Genomic DNA, 20,902 nt, shown 5'->3' with positions numbered 1-20,902 from the left:
CGCTGGACGCCGATCCTCGACGCGTTCCAGGAGGCGGGCGTCGCATTCGCACTGGAAGTCCATCCGAGCGAGATCGCGTTCGATCTCGTAACGGCGCAGCGCGCGCTCGACGCGGTGAACGGGCATCCGGCGTTCGGCTTCAACTTCGACCCGAGCCATTTCGGCTACCAGGGCGTCGATTACGTGGCACTCATCGAGCGGTTCGGCGCGCGCATCCGCCACGTGCACATGAAGGATGCGTGGTGGTCGGACGCGCCGCGCGACAGCGGCGTGTTCGGCGGTCACCTCGAGTTCGGCGACGCCCGCCGAGGCTGGGACTTCCGCTCACCGGGCCGGGGTCGGGTGGACTTCGAGCAGGTCATGCGCGCGCTCCATCGCATCGGCTACACGGGGCCGCTGTCGGTGGAATGGGAGGATGCGGGCATGGACCGCGAGCACGGGGCGCGCGAGGCGTGCGCATTCGTGCGGCGCATGGATTTCACGCCTGGTGCGCAGGCGTTCGATGCTGCTTTTGCGCGCTCAGGTTAGTGTTTCTACCACGGAGAGCACAGAGGACACAGAGGTTTATATTCACCGCGGAGGCGCGGAAGGCGCTGAGTTGGTTACGGAAGAACGCATTCGTTTTGTTGCGGCGTCGCCCCGCAGCTTCGCGGCGCGGTTGGGCCGCGAGGTGAATCCGATCGCGTTTTGAATTGCGTTTCCAGTTGGGTGCGCACAACGAAGAGCGGCCGCCGGAGTGATCCTCCGACGGCCGCCCTTTTCACTCAGCCCCAAAATCCATTTGCAGTCCCCGGCCCCGGCCCCGGGCCCCGGGCCCCGGGCCCGCCTCTAAGATCATCCGATGCTCGCGTACTCCTCCACCGGCGGACACGCGCAGATCAGGTTCCGGTCGCCGGCTGCCGCGTCCACCAGCCCGACTGCGGGCCAGAACTTGTGGATGCGCGTCCACGGCGCCGGGTACGCGGCGCGCTCGCGGCCGTAGGGGTGCGGCCACTCGTCGCTGATCACGACCTCCGCGGTGTGCGGCGCGTTCTTGAGCAGGTTGTCGCTGCGATCGGCGACGCCGATCTCGATCTCGCGGATCTCCTCGCGGATGCCGATCAGTGCGTCGCAGAAGCGGTCCAGCTCCGCCTTCGACTCCGACTCGGTCGGCTCGATCATCAGCGTGCCCGCGACGGGGAAGCTGACGGTCGGCGCGTGGAAGCCGTAGTCCATGAGGCGCTTGGCGATGTCGGTCGCCTCGACGCCGGCGCTCTGCCGGAGCGGCCGCGGGTCGATGATGCATTCGTGCGCGACCAGGCCGTTCCGCCCGGCGTACAGCACCGGGTAGCTCTCGCGCAGCCGGTAGGCGACGTAGTTGGCGTTCAGGATCGCGAAGCGCGTCGCGTCGGTCAGCCCCTCACTGCCCATCATGCGGATGTACATCCAGGAGATCGGCAGGATCGACGGGCTGCCCCATGGTGCGGCGGAGATCGGCCCGATCGCCTGCTCGCCGCCCGTCTCCACCAGCGGATGTCCCGGCAGGTACGGCGACAGGTGCGCCGCGACGCCGATGGGGCCCATGCCGGGGCCGCCGCCGCCGTGCGGGATGCAGAACGTCTTGTGCAGGTTGAGGTGGCAGACGTCGGCGCCGATGTCGCCGGGGCGGACGAGGCCGACCATGGCGTTCATGTTCGCGCCGTCCATGTAGACCTGCCCGCCGTGCTCGTGGACGACCTGGCAGATCGTGCGGATGCCCTCCTCGAAGATCCCGTGCGTCGACGGGTACGTCACCATCAGTGCGGCCAGCGTGTCGCTGTGCTTCTCGGCCTTGGCGCGCAGGTCGTCGATGTCGATGTTGCCGTCCTCATCGCTCTTCACCACGACGACGTTCATGCCCGCCATCACCGCACTCGCCGGGTTGGTCCCGTGTGCGGACTGCGGGATCAGGCAGACATTGCGCTGCGCCTGGCCGCGCGCGTGATGGTAGGCGCGGATGACCATGAGCCCGCTGAACTCGCCCTGCGATCCCGCGTTCGGCTGCAGCGACACGCGGTCGAAGCCGGTGATGTCGGCGAGCCACCCCTCGAGCTGCGCGAACATCGCGCGGTAGCCCTCGCCCTGGTCCGCGGGCGCGAACGGATGCATGCGCGCAAAGCCGGCCCACGAGATCGGGTACATCTCCGCTGCGGCGTTCAGCTTCATCGTGCACGAGCCGAGCGGGATCATCGACGTGGTGAGCGACAGGTCCTTCGACTCGAGCCGGTGGATGTAGCGCAGCATCTCGGTCTCGGATCGGTACCGGCTGAACACCGGGTGCGTCATGTAGTCGCTGGTGCGGGCCAGTGGCGCCGCGAACTGGTCGTCCGCGTCTGCAAACAGTGCCGCCGCGTCCGCCTTCGCACCGAACGAGGCCAGCACGTCGGCCAGGTCGCGCACCGTCACGGTCTCGTCGAGTGCGACGACGATGTCGTCGTCGCCGGCCGCGCGCAGGTTGATGCCATGCTCCAGCGCCGCGGCGATGACCTGCTGCTGCTTGCCACCGGTCGCCACGCGGATCGTGTCGAAGAACGTGTCGTGGCGCAGCGTGAAACCGGCGGCGCGCAGGCCGTCCGCGAGCGCGACGGTCAGGCGGTGCACGCGGCGCGCGATGCGCTCCAGTCCTTCCGGTCCGTGGTACACGGCGTAGAAGCTCGCGATCACGGCCAGCAGCACCTGTGCGGTGCAGACGTTGGAGGTCGCCTTCTCGCGACGGATGTGCTGCTCACGCGTCTGCAGCGCCATGCGCAGCGCGGGCTCGCCCTGCGGATCGGTCGACACGCCGATGATGCGTCCGGGGATCAGTCGCTTGTACTCCTCTTTCGTCGAGAGGAACGCGGCGTGCGGGCCGCCGAAGCCGAGCGGCACGCCGAAGCGCTGCGAGTTGCCGACCGCGATGTCGGCGCCCCACTCACCGGGCGGCGTCAGCAGCGCCAGCGCGAGCAGGTCGCACGCTGCGATCACGAGTGCGCCGGCGTCGTGCGCACGCTGTGCGACGTCGCTGTAGTCCATCACCAGGCCGTCCGTGCCGGGATACTGCAGCAGCACCGCGAACACGTCGTCGCTGAACTGGGCGCTCGCGGCATCGCCGATCTCGAGCGTGTAGCCGCGCGCCGATGCGCGCGTGCGTACCACCTCGATGGTCTGCGGGTGGCACTGGTCGGATACGAAGATCGTGTTGCGCTTGCCCACGGCCGCATGCGCGAGCTGCACTGCTTCGGCAGCAGCGGTGCCCTCGTCGAGCAGTGACGCATTGGCGATCGGCAGGCCGGTCAGGTCGATGACGACCGTCTGGAAGTTGAGCAGCGCTTCCAGGCGGCCCTGCGAGATCTCCGCCTGGTACGGCGTGTACGCGGTGTACCAGCTCGGGTTCTCGAGCACCTTCCGCTGGATCACGGGCGGCGTGAACGTGTCGTGGTAGCCGAGCCCGATGAAGGAGCGCAGCACACGGTTGCGCTCCGCGTGTGCGCGCAGCTCGTTCAGTGCCTCGAGCTCGCTCATGGTCTCGCCGACCGAGAGCGAGCCGCGGAACCGGATGCTCGAAGGAATCGCGTCCTCGATCAGCGCGTCCAGCGACGTGTAGCCGAGCGCCTCGAGCATGGCCTGCGCCTCTTCCGGCCCGGGCCCGATGTGCCGGCGGGTGAACGGGTGCCCGGACAGTGGCAGCGCATCCTGTATGGTCTTCATGGTTCTTCTCTGAGGAGTGGACGACAGCCGCGCTAACATTAGGCGACGCACCGGAAAATGCGAGCGCGCACAGGCGGCGCGCTGGTGGTACCCCGCATGGGTCCCGGCGATGGTTGCACGGGTCGTGCAAGCGCCCGGCTGATCATGGCAAACGGCAGCCGGGATCCGGAACGGCCGCGCGGGCGAACCGCCCGTAGCGGCAGGGCGCAGCGGCGGGCGGGTGCGCCCGCGCAACGGAGCGCACAGCCGCGCCGGGGCCGCTACCTGCGGACCGGCACGTCCTCCTACTACCGCAGTGCCCGCTACCGGCTGCGCCGATTCCGCACGGGCTCGGCGCTGGCCATCGCACTGACCGCTCTGCTGCTCCTGCTGAGCGGAGAACCGGCGGACGGGCAGGACCCCGCACAGGACACGCTGCCCGACACCGTGGTCGTGCTGCCGCTCGGCGACACGCTCGGGACGGACACGGCTCTCAGCGCGGCCGATACGGGCGACCTGTCGCAGAACGTCGCATCGGAGGCGAGCCGCTCCCTCCAGGAGGTGCGCAGCACGATCCGCCAGATCACGATCGGCATCTCCGGGCTGCTCCCCAAGCTGGTGATCGCGCTGGTGCTGCTGGTGCTGGCCGCCATCATCACGCGGCTGCTGCGCCCCCTGCTGCGCCACGCGTTCGGCACGTGGGAGAAGGCCGATGCCGCGGCAGCCGTCTCCACGATCCTGCTCTGGTTCCTCGCACTGGCGATCGCGCTCAGCGTCGTGGCCGGCAGCCCGCGCGCCCTGCTCGGCTCCATCGGTCTCTTCGGCCTCGCCCTGTCCTGGGCGCTGCAGGCACCGATCGAGAGCTTCACCGCCTGGCTGCTCAACTCGTTCAAGGGCTACTACCGGGTCGGTGACCGCATCGGCGTGGGCGACGTGTTCGGCGACGTGTACCGCATCGATTTCCTGAACACGACGCTCTGGGAGGCGGGCGGGCCGGACAAGCCCGTGCAGGGCGCGCAGCCGACGGGCGCCGTCATCACCTTCCCCAACTCGGAGCTGCTGCGCGCCAACGTCGTGAACTACACGCGCGACTTCCCCTACGTCTGGGACGAGGTCTCGATCACCATCTCCGACGACAGCGACGTCGAGTACGCGATGCGCGTCGCGGTCGCGACGGCGCGCCGCATCGTCGGCGACGCGATGCGGAAACCGATCGAGACCTACCGCGGGCTGCTCGAGGCGAGCGGGCTGGGCATGGACGTGGCCGACGAGCCGCAGGTCTACGTGAGCGGCGTCGAGCACTGGCTGGAGCTGACGGTCCGCTACCTGGTGCCCGTCCGCGAACGACGCCGGTGGGCGAGCACGCTCACGCTGGAGCTGCAGCGCGCGACGACGGCGCCGGAGCACGCGAGCAGGATCCGCGCGGCCTACCCGGTGCGGCGCGTGATCATGGACGACGGCGTGGAGGGCGGGTAGCCCCAGGCAGAGCGGATCAGCCCTGCCCCGGCGCTCTCTCAGCCCCGGCAGCCACGTCTCACCCGGAACCGATCAGCCCTGCCCCAGCACGCTCTCCACGCTGGCAATCACATCGTCCGCCAGCGGGTCGAAGGCGCCGATCCAGCGACGCACGATGCGTCCGTCCGGCCCGATCAGAAACGTTTCCGGCACGCCGGTCGTGCGGAACGTGCGCGTCACGCGCCCCGCGGGGTCGTGCAGCATCCGCATGGTCAGCCCCAGCTCGCCGGCGAACGCGGCTGCATCCGCGGCGGACGCGTCCAGGCTGACTGCGACGACCGCCAGTCCGCGCGCGTCGTAGCGATCGTGCAGTGCCTGCAGCGCGGGCATCTCCTCGCGGCACGGCGGGCACCACGTCGCCCACACGTTCAGCAGGATCGGCCGGTCCGCAAGCGACCCGAGCGCGAGCGAGTCGCCCTCGAGGGTCACCGCGCCAAAGGCGGGCGCGCGGTCCCCGCGCTGCAGCGGCGCGAACTCACCCGCGGAGCCGTCGGCGCACGCGCCGAGCGGGAGCAGCAGGCAGAGCACCAGGGTGGCAGCGCGCGTCATGGCAGTGCCCCGAGCCGCACGTACACCGAGTCGCCACGCAACCACGCTAGTGCATAGCGCCCGCCGTTTGCGGCGAGTGCCGGCGCGAGTCCAGCCGTCTCGGAATGCGCCCGGCCGCGAGCACGGAATCCCGCCGACTGCGCACCGTCTGCCAGCCGCTCCAGCGTCAGTCGCGGGACCTCCGAACGGCGGTCGTCCCACGCCGCGAGCATGGCACCATCCGTCGCGGCCAGCTCGACCAGCGACGGTGGGACCCACTCGCCCGAAAGCAGCGGTGCGGGCGCACCGAAGTGGAGCCCGTCGTCCGCCACCGCGTGGTAGATGCCGGGTCGATCCGGCGCACCCGTGTACCACGCGACGTGCAGTCGCCCGTCGCGGCCGATCGCGAGCGACGGGCCCGCATGCGGGCAGCCATCGATCTGCCACGCGTCCTGGTGCACAGCCCGCGGCGCGCTCCAGGTTTCGCCACCATCCGCCGAATGCGCGACCACGATGTTGCGCACGTTGTCGTCGGTCACGTCGCGCCACGCGACGTACACGTTGCGGCCGGAGACCGCGAGCGTCGTGCGACAGCACGGGCATGCCTTGGGCGTGACCACCACGCCCGGCCCGAAGCTGCGGCCGCCGTCGCGTGAGCGGGCGACGCGGATCTCCGGCCCCGTGTCGCTGTCGCCATGCTCGTGCGCAGGTGCATCCGCATGTCGCGGCGATTCAGCCTGCGCGCGCACACGGCCGTCGATCCAGGACACGTACACGGTGCCGTCGTCGCCGACGGCGACGTCGTGAAACGTGTGCGACGCCGGCACTCCGCCGGCGTCGTCGTTCACGTGGATTGCGGGCTCGAACGTGCGACCACCGTCGGCGGAGCGGGCGAAGCGCAGGTCGCTCGCGGGAAAGCGCCGTCCCTCGATCGGCGTGTTGTTCTGCCACGCGACATACACATTGCCCTCGGGCCCGAGCGCCACCTGCGCCGGCGCCTGTGCGTGTGGTGCCGCATCGCCCGCGATGTCGTTCACGCGCACCGGCTGCTCACCCGCACGGGCAAGCAGCACGTCGAACGTGCTGTCGCCGCTCACCCAGGCGACATACGTCGCGCCATCCGCTGCGACCGCGACGGTCGGTGAATGAGCGTTGCCTGCCGCGACGAGAGAGGCATCCTCGATGGTCGCAGGCTCGTTCGCGCACGCGGAAGCGACCAACGCCACGCACGCGGCGAGGGCCGCGGCGGAGCGTCGCATGCTGGTAGCGGTGCTCATCGCGTACCTCCCTTCCACTCCAGCCCGAAGTACAGCGTGCGCGGCATGCCCGGCGCGAACTCCTGGCCGCGCGCATCCGTGTATGCCGCCGTTTCGGCGTAGCGCTCGTCCGTGACGTTGTGCACGCGCGCGAACACCGACAGCCGGTCCAGCAGCGGCTGCTGCGCGCGGACGTGCAGCAGGTCGTGACCGTCGTAGCGGTGCGTGTTCGCCGGATCCATCCAGAACGCGCCGACGTGTGCCCACTCCAGCGTGATCCCTCCGCCCGCGAGGAACGGCGGCCGGACGCCGAGCGATGCACTTGCCAGCGTGCGTGGCGCGTCCTCCATCGTGTTGCCGGAGTAGTCGACGCCGTTGCCCGGCAGCCACTCCTCGTAACGGTGTGTTGCACGCGTGTACGACGTCGCCAGGTCGACGATATCCGCGAGTGTCGTCGCCGCTGCCAGCTCCACACCCTGGTGCAGCGTTTCACCTGCGTTCACGGTCTCGGTCGTGCCGTCGGGGTGGGTGAAGCTCAGGATGTCGTCGCTCTTGATGAGCCGGTACACGGCGGCCTCCAGCGACACGCCGAGCACGCGTGCGCGCGCGCCCGCTTCCAGGTTGTCCGCCTTGACCGGCGCGAGCGCCAGCGTGCTGGCCGCGCGCCCCTGGCGGAAGAGCTGACCCTCGGAGGGCGCGCGGAAGCCGTGACCGTACGCCGCAAAGACGTTCAGCGTCGGCGTCAGCTCCAGTGTTGCGCCGACCTTGGGCGACAGGTGCGTGTAGCTGACCTCCGTGCTTGCCGGCCGGCGGTGCCGCCCCTCCTGCAGCGCACCGAGCGGGTTGTCGTAGTCGTAGGCGAGCCGGTCGAAGCGCAGCCCGGCGGTCAGGTGCAGCACGGACAGTGGTGAGCTCACGAGCTGGACGTAGGGTGAGATCGCGCTGAACGCGACGTCGTAATCGTACAGCACGCCTCCGCGCTCGTAGTCCGTGAACACGCCGTCCGTGCGTGTTGCCTGCACTGACCACTCGCGGTGCTCGCCGGGGCTGTACTCCGCGTCCAGCCCGAACGTCATGCTGCCCGCGAGCGGCGCGATGTCGCGGCGGACGCGCAGCAGCGCGCCGGCGGAGGAATGACCGGTGCGCGTCACCGCAGGGTCGTACGTCAGCGACCAGTTCGGCAGCATCTCCATGTCGTTCCACCGCACGAAACCGGTGGCGTCGAGCGACCACGAGTTGCGCGTGAGCTGGTACGCGGACGACGCCCGGAACGCGCGCACCTCGCGGAACGAGATCGGTGTGTAGTTGAGCTCGGGCGCGTTGCGAAAATCCTCCGCGGACAGCGACGAGGCGCCGGCCGTCTGCTGGTCGATCATCGAGAACGACGCCACGGTCCGCAGGCTGCCGGTCCCGAGCGCACGCTCCCAGGTCAGCGTACCGCTCGCGCGGTCGTAGCCGGTCCCGTCACGCCAGCCGTCCGTGCGCGTGAGGTTCGCTTCCGCGAGGATGCCGCCGGTCCCGTCGCCGGCCGAGCCGGTGAGGAGCAACCGCTGGTAGCCCTGCCCGCCGGCCTCGACCGAGCCGGCGATGCGGGGTGCTTCCGCGGGCGAGCGCGTCAGCACGTTGATCATCCCGCCGATCGCGTCGCTGCCGTAGAGCGCCGTCATCGGCCCTTTGACCACCTCGATGCGGTCCGCCTGCGCGACGTTCACCTCGTACAGCGCATTGTGGTTGAAGAACCCGGTCGAACGCGTAGGCACGCCGTTCTCCAGGTACAGGTAAACGGGGCTCGTGGTCTTCGGCTGGCGGATCGACGTCATGTGCCCCTCACCGCCCGTCACGCTCACCCACACGCCTGCCACCTGGTTGAGCAGTTCGGCCGGGTGTGTCGGGTGCGCCGCGCGGATCTGCTCGCTCGACACGACGCCGACCGAGGCCGGCGTTTCGGCCTTGCGCCGCTCCTCCCGGCTGGTCGTCACGACCAGCTCGTCGAGGGCGTAGGCGGATACCTCCAGCACCACGGCGATCGACGTGGTGCGTCCGGCGACGATCGTCACCTCGCGCGTCAGCGTGCCATGGCCCGGCGCGGCGACCGTCACCGCGTGCGTGCCTGCGGGCAGCACGAGCCGGAACTCGCCCCGCGCGTCGGTTTCCGTCCTCTGAGTGCCGGCCGTGACCTGTGCTCCGGCGACAGCGGCCACGCTTGTGGCGCTGGCCACGCGGCCGGTGAGTGTGCCGGGCTGCTGCGCAGCCGCAATGGCCGGCAGCGCCGCGACCAGCATGGCCGCGACGAGTGCGTACGCGGCACGAGACCGCGTACGGGTGTGCTGTATCATCGGAATTGTCTCCGCTTCAGTGCATCCGCCGCGCGCACCATGCGCACGGCATCAGGAACTCAACGTGAAGCGGAAACGGGTGGCGCGTTCGGCCAGGGGAGGAGGTACGGAGTCGTGCAGGCGTGTGGCTGCACCTGCGCGGGCACGACGACGTGCCGTGTGGCCAGCGAAGCGACGACAGTGACCGGCGCAGCCTCGAGCGGCGCCGCCGGAGGATTCGAGCTGCACTCGCCAACGCACGTGCATGGACCGTGACCGTCGTGCTCCGCAGGGGACGCCGGAGCATCGGCGCTGTCATGGGAGTGCTGCCCGTGCGACGTCACGGTCGCAGCCTGCGCATCGGCCCGGTGCGCGTGCTGCTGATGCGGCGTCTCCGGCAGTGCGTCGTGGTGCGGGCAGGAGTGCAGGCCGTACGCGTCCGCCGCACCCGTCGTACTGAACACGACGAGCGCGAGCAGACTGACGATCCGGCGGTGCAGCTTGCTCCTCACGGTTGCGTCTCCCGGCAGGGGCTTGTCCCGCAGTGTATGATAACGACTCTCAGCCAGGCAGGCATCCGCGTGAAGCCGGAAGCGGACCCGTCCGGTGTCGGGGCGTGTACGCAGTAGCCGCGCCCCGGCCGCCGGAGGCGCGCGCGGCGTCGCAGCCGGGATGCACACGGGGTGTGACGCGTTGACGCCGGATCCAGTGAGTGCACAGGAGAATCATGATCCGTTCTGCAGTAGCAGTGCTGGTCGCGCTGGCGGCCTGGGTACCCTCCGGCGGTGCAGCCGGCCAGGAGCGCGGCACCATCCTCGGCGTGGTGGTCGAGGCAGGGGGCGGTCCGCTGGCGGCGGCGCACGTCGAGCTGGTCGAATCGCACCGGAGCGAGAGCACACGTGTGGACGGCGAGTTCGCCTTTCCTGGTGTGCGGGCCGGCACGCATACACTGGCGGTCCAGCGGATCGGGTACGCGCCGCGCCAGGTCGTCGTCCAGGTGGATGCCGGCCGGACGACGGAGGTCCGGATCGAGCTGCAGGTGGCGGCTGTGCAGTTCGAGGAGATCGTGGTCACGGGAACGATCACGTCCCGGGCCGGCCAGGACGTGCTCAGCCCGACCTCCGTCGTTTCGGCTGCGGAGCTGGAGCGGAAGCTCGACGCGACAGTCGCTGCGACGCTGGCGGACGAGCCCGGCGTCGCCGTGACGGGCCTGGGCCCGGCGACCGCGCGGCCGGTGATCCGCGGGATGGGCGGCGACCGCATCGTGATGCTGGAGGACGGCGTCCGCAGCGGGGACATGTCCTCGACCTCTGCGGATCACGCAGTCGCGATCGACCCACTGACGGCACAGCGCATGGAGGTGGTGCGCGGGCCCATGTCGCTGCTGTACGGCAGCAGCGCACTGGGCGGCGTAGTGAACGTCGTGCGCGAGGAAGTGCCGCGGACGGTCCCCGATCACTTTCATGGTGCGATCGTCGGGCAGGCGCAGAGCGTGAACTCCGGCGGAACGCTGGGCGGCTTCGGTGTCGTGCCGATCGGCAGGTGGGCGGCGCGTTTCGAGGCAAGTGGGCGCGCCTCCGGCGATGTATCGACCCCCGCCGGCACGCTCGACAACACCGACGCCCGCACCTGGAACCTGTCCGCCGGCGTGGGGCGCAGCGTGAACGGGGCGCACCTCGGCGCAAGCTACCGCTTCTTCGATTCCCGCTACGGCATCCCCGACGGCGCCCACGAATCCCACGACGAAGAGCCCGGCGCGGAGGAGCCCGAAGAAGAACACGCGCACAACGTGCATGTCGAGATGCAGCGACACTCCGCACGCGGCGAGCTGGATCTCCACGACGTCGCGTTCTTCGAGGAGGTCGAGGTCACGGGCAGCTACACGAACTACACGCACCGTGAGATCGAGGAGGGCGGCGAGGTCGGCACCGAGTTCCTGCAGGACGTTGCAGCGCTGAACGTGCTCGCGCGTCATGACGCACTCGGGCTGATCAGCACGGGTGCACTCGGTTTCAGCGCACAGTATCGCGACATCGAGACCGGTGGTGAGCTGTCCACCCCGTCGACCCGTGACGTCTCGGCGGCGGTCTTCGTGGTGGAGGAAGTGGGCAGGGGGCCGCTCCGGCTGCAGGCCGGCGCACGCTACGACGTCGCGCGCTACGAGCCGCGCGGCACCGCGTCGATCGACGTGGGCGGGGAGCTGGTTCCCGTGCGTGACCGGGAGTTCAGTGCATTCTCCGGATCACTTGGCCTGCTGTACGAGGTGAGCGACCCGGTGCGCATCGGCGTGAGCGTCGCGCGCGCCTACCGCACCCCCGACTTCAACGAGCTGTACACGAGCGGCCCGCACCTGGCAGCGAACTCCTTCGACGTCGGCGATCCCGGCCTGGAAGCGGAGACCGGCGCCGGCGTCGACGCGTTCGTCCGCTACCAGGGCAGTCGCATCCAGGCGGAGCTCGCCGCGTTCCGCAACCAGCTGGACGGGTACGTGTTTCCTTCCAGCCGCGGCCGCACGGTCGAGGGCGCCGAGGGCCTGCCGCTGTTCCAGTACACGAACGAGGATGCACGCTTCACGGGTATCGAGGGCGGGCTCGACCTGAGCATCACGCAGCAGCTCATCCTGGAAGCGACCGGGTCGGTGGTGCGTGCGGAGTTCACCAGCGAGCGTGCGCCGATTCCGGTGTTCGCGGATGGTGATACGACGTTTGTCACTGCGTCGAAGCATCCGCCGCTGATCCCGCCGGCGCACGGCCGGGTGGCGCTCCGCTACGAGACCGCCGACTGGTTTGCCGGGGTCGGTGGACGCTTCGCAGCCGAGCAGGACCGCACGGGCGATTTCGAGGAGCCAACGGCCGCGTACGCGGTCGCGGACCTCACCGGGGGCATCCGCTTCCTGCGCGGCGGCCGGCTGCACACGCTGACGCTGCGCGTCGACAACCTGCTCGACGCCGAGTACCGCGATCACCTGTCGCGGATCAAGGAGATCATGCCACAGCCGGGCATCGGCGTGTCCCTGCTCTATCGCCTGGCCTTCTGAGCACATGTCCTGCAACGATGCGAACGAATCACCGAGGTGAAGTATGAGAGGCAGCATGCGGTGGGTACGGATGATGGCAGTGCTGGTTCCGGCGTTTGCTCTGGCGGCGTGCGAGGATGCGTTCGGCCCCGGACTCGAGGTCGAGATCGACCAGGTGGTGCTGCGCGTGGGGGATGAATCGACGACCCTGCGCGCGGGCAGCAACGGCTCCCTCTCGGTCGACGAGGGGACCCACGACGTCACGATCAACGTGCGAGACACCGACGATCGGCTGGTCTCGCTGGGCATCGATTACGAGCTGGAGATCGCATCGAGCAACCAGGGCGTCGCGCGCTACTCGCCGCTGTCCAACCTGGATGGCAGCCTGGTCACCGCGCCGGGCACGGCGACGCTGCAGGTCCAGATCCGCCACGGCTCGCACTCGCACTTCGGTGCACCCGTGACGGTGACGGTCAACTGATACAGGTTCGACCCCGGGGCCGGGGATGCGATCGACGAAAGCGCGCCGTGCGAACGGCGCGCTTCTCGTTTCTCAGGCCCCCGCGAGTGCGGCGAGCATCGCCGCGACCGCGATGCCGCCGTAGATGCCGAGCACGTAGCCGGCAACAGCCATGAGCAGGCCGACCGGTGCCATGGCGGGGTGGTAGACACCGGCGACCACCGGGGCCGACGCGGCGCCACCCACGTTGGCCATGCTGCCGGTCGCCAGGAAGAACAGCGGAGCGCGCACCAGGCGTGCGACCAGGAACATCAACGCGATGTGGATCGACAGCCACAACACGCCGGCCGCGAGGTACAGCGGCGCATCCAGCACCGCCCTGAGATCGGCCTGCGCGCCCATTGCACTGATCAGCAGGTACAGCGCGGCGTAGCCGAAGCGGGACGCGCCCCATTCCTCGAGCTGGCGCACCGGCGTGAAGGACAGGATCACGCCGCCGGTGACGACCACGAGCACGGCCCATGTCGTGTTGCTGATGATGGTCGGGTCACCGATCGGGGGCATGCGGTCACCGATCGCGATGCCGAGCACCGCACCGGCAAAGGCGAAGCCGATGATGACCAGTGCCATGCGCAGGTCGATCGGGTGGCGCCTGGTGTCCAGCTCCTGCAGTCGACGGTTGGTCTCCTCGATCGCGGTGCGGTCCGCACGGTTCCAGCGGTCGAACCGCTCCTGGAAGCTGCTCAGAAAGAGCAGCACCGCCATCCATCCATAGCCGACCACGGTGTCGACCACGATGAAGGGACCGAGGTCCGCAGGCGGCAGCCCGACGGACTCCGCGATCGCCACCATGTTGGCGGAGCCGCCGATCCAGCTCCCGGAAAGCGCGGCAAAGCCCTGCCACGCGTTCTCCGGCAGGAACGGTCCGAACACCAGGAACGCGACGGGCGCGCCGATGATGATGCCGACCGTGCCCGTCAGCATCATGATCAGTGCGACCCGGCCCAGCCGCATGATCGCGCGCAGATCGAACGTGATCATCAGGAGCAGGAGCGCGATCGGCAGCAGGTAGGCCCGCATCCAGTCGTACGCGGGGGAGGTCGGCGGCGTGATACCGAACGTGGTCGCGAGCGTCGGAACGAAGTAGGCGAACAGCACTGGCGGCAGCACATCGAACAGCTTCTTCAGCCGGGGTATGCCGCTCAGCCAGAACACCAGCGCGATGACTCCCGCCAGGAAGCCGAACACCTGCATCGGGTCGTTGAGCAGCGCCGTCGTCTCCTGCATGATGCCTCCGGAGGTGCGTCCAATCGACCGACGGCGCGGCGGGTGAAGGCCTGCTCCGCGCCCGGCGCAGCGACGCGCGAAGATGTACGCGGGCGCCTGCGAACGCAACGGCGCCGCTGCAGCGGGGTACGCTCAACGGCGACCCGGCGCAGTCGCACGCCGCAGCGCAGGACCACGCGATTATCCGACGGAGTGATGAGCACGCCACGCCGCATCCTGCTGGTCGACTGCGACCAGTTCTTCGTGCAGTGCGCACGCATTGCCGATCCCGATGGCGCGGGGCGTGAGCCGCTGCTGCTCGTCGGCGGCGGTGCGGACCAGCGCGGCGTCGTCACGTCCGCGTCATACCAGACGCGCGTGTACGGCGTGCGCTCCGGCATGCCCACCGCACGCGCCCTCAAGCTCTGCCCGCAGGCGAAGGTGGTTCCCGTTCCGCGCACACTCTGCGGCGAGAAGAGTCGCGCCGTGCGCGCGGTGCTCGAGCGCTTTGCACCCCTCGTCGAGCCGGCCTCGATCGACGAGGCATACATGGACCTGGGCGGGACGGAACGGCTCTACCACGACGAGCCACTGGCCGACACTGCGCGGCACATCCAGCAGGCGGTGCTGCGGGATACCGACATCGCGGTTTCCATCGGCGGCGGGACGTCCAAGCTGGTCGCGAAGCTGGCGGTCGGACGGGCCAAGCCGGCAGGCGTGCACGTCGTGGCACCCGGACAGGAGGACGAATTCCTGGCGGAGTTCCGGCTCGTGGACATTCCCGGCGTCGGGCCGGTGTTCGCCGACGAGCTGCGCGCGATGGGCCTGGTCACGGTGCCGCAGGCGCTCTGCCTGGATCGCGCGAGCATGATGCGCCGCCTCGGCGACCGCCGCGGTGAGTGGCTCTACGAGCGGATCCGCGGCATCGACGACCGGGCGGTCGAGCCGGAGCGCGCGGCCAAGCAGCATTCACGCGACGAAACCTTTGCACGCGATATCGATGACGACGCGGAACTCGAGCGCGAGCTGCTCGCACTCGTCGTTCGACTCGGTCGCGATCTGCGTGCTGCAGGTGTGCGGGCGCGCACGATCACCGTCCGCGTGCGCGACTTCGATTTCCGCAGCCGCAGCGCCGGACGTACGATCGCGCAGCCGCTCGAGTCCGATCGCGCCATTTTCTCGGTCGCGCGCGAGCTGCTGGGCCGGCTCCGCGACGGCCGCAGGGTCCCTGCCCGGCTGCTGTCCGTTGCCGCGTCGCAGCTCACCGATGACGAGGGGGCCCTCCAGCTCGGCCTGTTCGGCGGCGAAACCGAAGCGGGCGAGACCGACCGGGATCGTCGGCTCGCCCGCCTCACGGACACACTGCGCGATCGCTTCGGGCCGGACGCCATCCGGCCCGGGCGTCTCATGGACGGCTGATCGCCGGCTCAGCCTGGATCAGTCGCACGCCCCGGCCGCCTCATGGACGGTTGACCGCTAGTTCAGCCACGACCACTCGAAACGGCCCGGCACACCGCCCTCGTCCGCGCCGATGACCATTTGCTGCGAGATCTTGCGCGAGCCGTCGATCGATACTTCCAGCGTCACGTCCGCCGCTTCCTGCTCCGCATTCGTCAGCCGCACCAGGAAGATGCCGCGCTGCGAAATGTCGAAGACCTCGTCGTAGGGCGGCCGGATCATCACGGTGTCCGACTGGATCAGCACCGTCTCCCGGTTTCCGGTGGTGGGATCGACGCTGAATCCGAACTCGGTGGACGTCACCAGCTCCAGGTCCACACCAGAGGTGCCGTTCAGCCGGACACGCGCCTCCTCCGCCGGCTCGTCGTTGTCCAGAACGCTGCAACCCGTGCCGAGCACGGCGCCGACGAGAACGACCAGCCTGAACCAACGCATCTGCATCTCAATCCTTTCGCTGAACAGCAAGGTGCCGTGCTGCCGGGAGCTTACCCGGCCGCGGCCCGCCGTTCCAGTACCGGTGATCTCCGGACGGCGGGCGGGCCCGGCTCACCATACAACGGACACGGCCGGTCGACAGTGACAATCGCGCTCCGGAACGCATGCGACGGCATCCTGGCGACAGAATCCGGGCCACGCACAGGTCATCTGCCGCGCCGACGCTGCCCGGTCGTGTCGTTTGGCATCCCGTGTGCGCCGCCCCATGTTCACCTGTTCTCGAACTGCTACCCGGAGGAAGGGTCATATGAAATGGACGCGATTCGCAGCCGCCGCGGCAATCCTCGCCGTCGGCGCCTGCGCGGTGGACGACGCGGATGACAACGCGAACCTCGATGCAGATACCGTCGGCACCGGCATGACCGACACCAGCGCCATGACCGACACGGCAACTGCCGACTCGGCCCGCGCCGAACTGCGCGACACTGCAGGCACCGTCGTGGCCACCGCGACGTTCAGGCAGGAAAACGGCGGCGTCAGGATCGAGGTCGACGCACGGGGCCTCCCGCCGGGTGAGCACGGGATCCACATCCATGCGGTCGGCCAGTGCGATGCCTCCGGCGACGCAGCCTTCTCCACAGCGGGCGGCCACTTCAACCCGGACAGCACCCAGCACGGGCTGGATAACCCGCAGGGGCCTCACGCCGGTGACCTGCCCAACATCGAGGTCGGCGACGACGGCACGGCGGAGTACAGCGAAACAGCCGAGAACGTGACGCTCGCCGAGGGCGATCCGCGCTCGCTGTTCGATGCGGATGGCTCCGCTCTCGTGATTCACGCCGGCCCCGACGACAATACCACGGATCCATCGGGGAATTCAGGGGACCGGATCGCCTGCGGGGTGATCCAGCGGTAGCAGCAGCCGCATACGCTCCCGGCCGGCGGGCGGAGCGCCCGATCGGCGCGCTGCCCCGGACTGACTTCAACCCCAGCGGGCCGGTGCCTCACCAGGTGCCGGCCCGTACTCTGATCGACACCGTTCAACCCCCGGTTCCCTCCGCTTCCGTGTCTCGCCCCCCTCCGCTTGCATCGGCGGCCATCGTGGACTACTCTTGCCAAATGAGAACGATTCTCAAACTCAAGTGAAATGATGCGATTCGAGTGTAAGCTCCTCGGACGGGCCGCGATCTGGGCGGCGTTAGCCGGGTCGGGCCAGGCCGCGTGCTCGGGCACGGACGTGATCGACCCGCCAATCCAGGACGAACAGGTACTGACCGTGGACGCGGACGGGCGCTGGGCGTTTGTGCGTCTCGGCGAACCGGCGTCGGAGGTGACGGTCGGGGACCGGAGCACCTCGACGGACTGGGACATCGCGTTCAGTGCGACGCGCGTCATGCTGAATGGCGGTGCAGCGGGCCCCGGTGATGTGCGCGGCTACTGTCTCTGCCAGAACGCTGCTGCGACGGACGCGCAGGTGCAGGGCATGACGCCGGACAATCAGCTCGGGGCGTTCGAGGGTGTGTCGGTGGCGTCGATTCCGAGCGATCCCGATGCGTGGGAGACAGATGTGCTCGATCCTGCGATTTCGGGTTGGTACGTCTACGACTTCACGACACATACGGTCACGGCGAACCCGGAACAGGTCTACCGCATTCGCGGTGCCGGTGCGGATCCCGAGTACGCGAAGTTCCATGTGGTTGACATTTCCGATGCCACACAGGCGGGCGGCCGAGTCACTGTCGAGTTCGCCGTGCAGCCGGGTGCGGGCGAGCCGATGGGCGCGGCGCAGACGGTGGTGCTGGATGGCCGCACGAGCCCTGTCTACTTCGACTTCGCGACGGGCGCCGTGAGCGACGCGAGCGACTGGGACATCGTGCTGGACGGTTTCGAGATCCGCGTGAATGGGGGCGTGAGTGGTGACGGCAATGCTGCTGCCCTGCTCTCGCCGGACGACGCGTTCGAGGATGTCGAGGATGCGAGCGACGCGCCTGCGCAGCTCTACCGCGGCGATGCATACGGCGGAGTGTTCGCCGCGCATGCCTGGTACCGTTACAACCTGGACGGCTTCCACACGATCTTCCCGACGTTCGATGTCTACCTGGTCGACACCGGCGATCGGGTCTACAAGCTCCAGGTCATCGGCTACTACGACATTGCAGGCAATGATCGCCAGGTGTCGTTCCGCTACGAGGCGCTGAACTGACCATGCGGGCGGGAGCCGTGCTGCGCGCGTGCGTGCCCTGCTGTGCACTGCTCGTTGCTGTTGCCGCAGCGAACGCACAACAGCCAGCGCCGGTAGTCCATGGCGCGAGAGAGCGTGTTGTGCTGCGTGGCCGTGTGCTGGAGGCCGGTGCCGCCACGCCGGTCGCCGGCGCGGACGTACGTGCCGCGTGTCATGAAATCAGCACGGTCACGGATGCGGACGGTGCGTGGCGCCTGCTGCTTCCGCCCGGTCCCCATGAGCTGGTGATCGAGCACCTGGCCTTTGCCACGGAGACGGTCGCCGTGCCAGCCGGTACCGACTCGCCCGTGCGCATACGCCTCACGCCGAGACCAGTGGCGCTGTCCGTTCTGGTCGTAACGGCGTCGCGCCGGCTGCAGCAGCTCAAGGACGTGCCGATCGCGACGGAGGTTGTCGGTCGTGCGGAGCTGGAGCGGAGCGGCTCGCCGGACCTGTCCGCCGTGCTCACCGAGCGGACGGGTGTGAGTGTGGAGGGAGGCCACCCGATCGGCCAGGGTGTGATGCTCCAGGGACTCGGTTCCGAGCGTGTGCTGGTGCTGCTGGATGGCCAGCCATTCATCGGCCGACTTTCGGGCAGCCTCGACCTGTCGCGCATCCCGACGTCCATGATCGAGCGGGTCGAGGTGGTGAAGGGCCCGCAGTCGACGCTGTACGGCTCGGACGCCATGGGTGGCGTCGTGAACGTGATCACGCGTTCACCGGCGCAGGGTGTCTGGAAGGGCGGCGTCGATGTGACCGGTGGCTCCAACGGCCGGATCGACATCACCGGCAACGTTCTCGGCGGCATTGGCGACGCTGCATACGCAATTGACGGGGGGCGTCGCACGATCGAGCTGGTTCCGGGGCACTCGGGGGAGTCAGGCACATTCGCGACGCGGTGGGACGGCAATGCACGCGTACAATGGGAGCTGTCGGACGCGCTGGCAGTGAGCGCCGGCGGTCTCGTCCTGGACGAGCGGCAGCGCTGGCGTACGGGTCCGGTCTTCAACTTCGTCGACAACGTGCAGTGGGGCGCCCGCACGGGCGCAGTGTACAGCAGCGGTGCACACCGCTTCAGCCCGACACTGTATGCAACGGAGTTCCGTCACCTCACCCGCCGCTCCACCCTTCCGCAGCCTGTTGCGGGCTCCGACGACGAGCAGGAGATCCAGCGCCTGCTGGAAGCGGAGCTGCTGTACGCATATGCGGGTGACGCCGTGGCGATCGATGCCGGCGTCGAGTTGCGGCGCGAGGGTATCCACTCCGACCGGGTGGATGGCCATGACCGCGCACTGCACAGCGCCGAGCCGTTCGCGCAGGCGACGTGGACCGGCGGCAGCTGGAGCGTCGTGCCGGGCGTGCGGCTTTCGTGGAGCGAACAGTGGGGTGCGCACCTGACGCCGCGGGTTGCTGCGATGCTGCGTCCGTCCGACCACCTCGCCGTGCGCGCGTCCGTCGGCCGCGGCTTCCGCGCACCGTCGTTCAAGGAGCTGTACATGGACTTCCTGAACACGGGTGCGGGCGCAGGCTACCGCGTGCGGGGCAATCCGGAGCTGCGGCCCGAGAGCTCCACCAACGTGAGCGGCAGCGTCGAGTGGAGCGGAGAGCGTGTCTACTCGCGCGTGCAGCTCTTCTACAACCGGTTCGACGACTTCATCGAGACGCGCGAGCTGGCGCCGGACAGCGAGCTCATGGCGTTCACCTACGCGAACATCGACGACGGCGAGACGTGGGGCACGGAGCTCGAGCTCGGCACAACGTGGGGTGGGCTGCGGGCCGAGGCCGGTTACGCCTGGCTGCGTGCGCGGGACCGTACCAGCGGCGAGACGCTGCTGGGCCGGCCGGAGCACAGTGCACGCGGCTCACTCGGCTACGCACTCGCGTTCGGCCTCCGCGCGAACGCGAGCGCGACATACTCTGGTCCGACTCCGATATCCCGCCTCGGGGACGGCACGCTCGTCGAGCGCGCAGCGCTCACGCGCGTCGATGCGCGCGTCGCGCAGTCGCTTCCCTGGGGGCTGGAGCTGAGCGCCGGAATCGACAACATCTTCGACGCCGTCGTCGCGGAGTACCCGGGCTACCTCGGACGTCAGGTTTACCTCGGCCTCGGCTGGCGCGGCGCGCGCGAGCTGAACTGAACCATGACGAACACGATACTCACCAAGGGTCGACAAATGCGGGTAATTCGCACACTTCTCACGCTTTCGCTGCTCGCCGCACCGACGCCGTTGCTCGCGCAGCAGGCGCGTCATGTAACGCATCAAGCGCAGCCTGCCGCTTCGGCTGCCGGGCAGGGCGCCGCTGGCGCGCATGCCAGTGACGCCACTGCCAGCGCGCCCGACGCGTCCACGCCGATTCCTGCCGATGCCGTCATCGGTACGATGATCGTGGCACATGGCGGCGGCCCCGACTGGAACGCGCAGGTCGAGACGATCGCGGATCTGGTGAGCACAGACGGGCCTGTCGAGGTCAGCTATCTCATGGGGCCCGGCGCAAAGACGCACCGCTTCCAGGACGTCATCGCGAAGCTGGTCGATCAGGGTGCGGAGCACGTGGTCATCGTGCCGATGCTGATGTCTTCGCATTCCGGTCATTACGAGCAGATCCGCTACCTCGCCGGAGAAGTCGCCGAGCTGAGCGAGACGATGATGCACCACCTGCACATGGCGGGCATAGAGCGCGCGAGTGCCAGCGTGCCCGTGCGTGTCGCGCGCGCGATCGACGACTCGCCCGACGTCGCACGCGTGC

The 20,902-nt window shown here is 69.2% G+C and carries 16 protein-coding genes; 9 read left to right on the top strand and 7 right to left on the bottom strand.

Going from position 1 to position 20,902, the window contains the following annotated elements; genetic code table 11:
* Positions 1–528: sugar phosphate isomerase/epimerase (locus tag VFU06_08450; protein HEU5209427.1), on the top strand; the 528-nt coding region annotated here is incomplete at its 5' end.
* 306 nt (positions 529–834) lie between these two features.
* Here the strand turns inward: VFU06_08450 and gcvP are convergent.
* Positions 835–3,705, bottom strand: a complete 2,871-nt coding sequence (gene gcvP, locus VFU06_08445) for an aminomethyl-transferring glycine dehydrogenase (GenBank protein ID HEU5209426.1) — start codon at positions 3,703–3,705, stop codon at positions 835–837.
* A 57-nt stretch (positions 3,706–3,762) separates the two neighbouring features.
* Between gcvP and VFU06_08440 the strand changes: the two genes are divergently transcribed.
* Positions 3,763–5,160 (top strand): mechanosensitive ion channel domain-containing protein, encoded by a 1,398-nt coding sequence (locus tag VFU06_08440; GenBank protein HEU5209425.1) that lies wholly within the window; start codon positions 3,763–3,765, stop codon positions 5,158–5,160.
* 72 nt (positions 5,161–5,232) lie between these two features.
* On the opposite strand, the gene VFU06_08435 is transcribed toward VFU06_08440, so the two are convergent.
* Genes VFU06_08435 through VFU06_08420 form a run of 4 tightly spaced genes read right to left on the bottom strand, consistent with a single transcriptional unit; the run spans position 5,233 to position 9,810 of the window.
* Positions 5,233–5,748, bottom strand: a complete 516-nt coding sequence (locus VFU06_08435) for a TlpA disulfide reductase family protein (protein ID HEU5209424.1) — start codon at positions 5,746–5,748, stop codon at positions 5,233–5,235.
* A complete protein-coding gene (locus VFU06_08430; protein HEU5209423.1) occupies positions 5,745–7,004 on the bottom strand; it encodes a sialidase family protein in 1,260 nt (419 codons plus the stop codon). Before VFU06_08430 ends, VFU06_08435 begins: the two co-directional genes overlap by 4 nt.
* Positions 7,001–9,319 carry a TonB-dependent receptor gene (locus tag VFU06_08425; GenBank protein ID HEU5209422.1) on the bottom strand — a complete coding sequence of 773 codons (2,319 nt, stop codon included), beginning with the start codon at positions 9,317–9,319 and terminating at the stop codon, positions 7,001–7,003. Before VFU06_08425 ends, VFU06_08430 begins: the two co-directional genes overlap by 4 nt.
* A gap of 59 nt (positions 9,320–9,378) precedes the next feature.
* On the bottom strand, positions 9,379–9,810 hold the full coding sequence (locus VFU06_08420) for a hypothetical protein (GenBank protein HEU5209421.1): 432 nt from the start codon (positions 9,808–9,810) through the stop codon (positions 9,379–9,381).
* 215 nt (positions 9,811–10,025) lie between these two features.
* On the opposite strand from VFU06_08420, the gene VFU06_08415 reads away from it, so the two are divergent.
* Together VFU06_08415 and VFU06_08410 are read left to right on the top strand one after the other, a co-directional pair.
* Entirely contained in the window at positions 10,026–12,335 is a 2,310-nt protein-coding gene (locus tag VFU06_08415) for a TonB-dependent receptor (protein HEU5209420.1), read from the top strand.
* Between the two features lie 70 nt (positions 12,336–12,405).
* A complete protein-coding gene (locus tag VFU06_08410) occupies positions 12,406–12,795 on the top strand; it encodes a hypothetical protein (protein ID HEU5209419.1) in 390 nt (129 codons plus the stop codon).
* A 72-nt stretch (positions 12,796–12,867) separates the two neighbouring features.
* Here the strand turns inward: VFU06_08410 and VFU06_08405 are convergent, their stop codons facing one another.
* On the bottom strand, positions 12,868–14,061 hold the full coding sequence (locus VFU06_08405) for a DUF819 family protein (GenBank protein ID HEU5209418.1): 1,194 nt from the start codon (positions 14,059–14,061) through the stop codon (positions 12,868–12,870).
* A 195-nt stretch (positions 14,062–14,256) separates the two neighbouring features.
* Here VFU06_08405 and VFU06_08400 point away from each other — a divergent pair, with 195 nt between their 5' ends.
* Positions 14,257–15,459: a DNA polymerase IV gene (locus tag VFU06_08400; GenBank protein HEU5209417.1), complete on the top strand. Its 1,203-nt coding sequence runs from the start codon at positions 14,257–14,259 to the stop codon at positions 15,457–15,459.
* 57 nt (positions 15,460–15,516) lie between these two features.
* On the opposite strand, the gene VFU06_08395 is transcribed toward VFU06_08400, so the two are convergent.
* Positions 15,517–15,933 (bottom strand): hypothetical protein, encoded by a 417-nt coding sequence (locus tag VFU06_08395; protein HEU5209416.1) that lies wholly within the window; start codon positions 15,931–15,933, stop codon positions 15,517–15,519.
* Between the two features lie 364 nt (positions 15,934–16,297).
* Here VFU06_08395 and VFU06_08390 point away from each other — a divergent pair, with 364 nt between their 5' ends.
* From VFU06_08390 to VFU06_08375, 4 genes are all read left to right on the top strand, one after another.
* Positions 16,298–16,849, top strand: coding sequence for a superoxide dismutase family protein (locus tag VFU06_08390; protein HEU5209415.1), 552 nt, complete (start codon positions 16,298–16,300; stop codon positions 16,847–16,849).
* 321 nt (positions 16,850–17,170) lie between these two features.
* Positions 17,171–18,136, top strand: a complete 966-nt coding sequence (locus VFU06_08385) for an HmuY family protein (protein HEU5209414.1) — start codon at positions 17,171–17,173, stop codon at positions 18,134–18,136.
* A 119-nt stretch (positions 18,137–18,255) separates the two neighbouring features.
* Positions 18,256–20,292, top strand: coding sequence for a TonB-dependent receptor (locus VFU06_08380; GenBank protein HEU5209413.1), 2,037 nt, complete (start codon positions 18,256–18,258; stop codon positions 20,290–20,292).
* A 36-nt stretch (positions 20,293–20,328) separates the two neighbouring features.
* Positions 20,329–20,902 (top strand): CbiX/SirB N-terminal domain-containing protein (locus VFU06_08375; GenBank protein ID HEU5209412.1); only part of this gene is annotated, 574 nt, incomplete at its 3' end.

The organism is Longimicrobiales bacterium (assembly GCA_035764935.1).
In the GTDB taxonomy this organism is placed as follows: domain Bacteria; phylum Gemmatimonadota; class Gemmatimonadetes; order Longimicrobiales; family RSA9; genus DASTYK01.
This window is presented reverse-complemented; position numbering and strand designations above follow the sequence as displayed.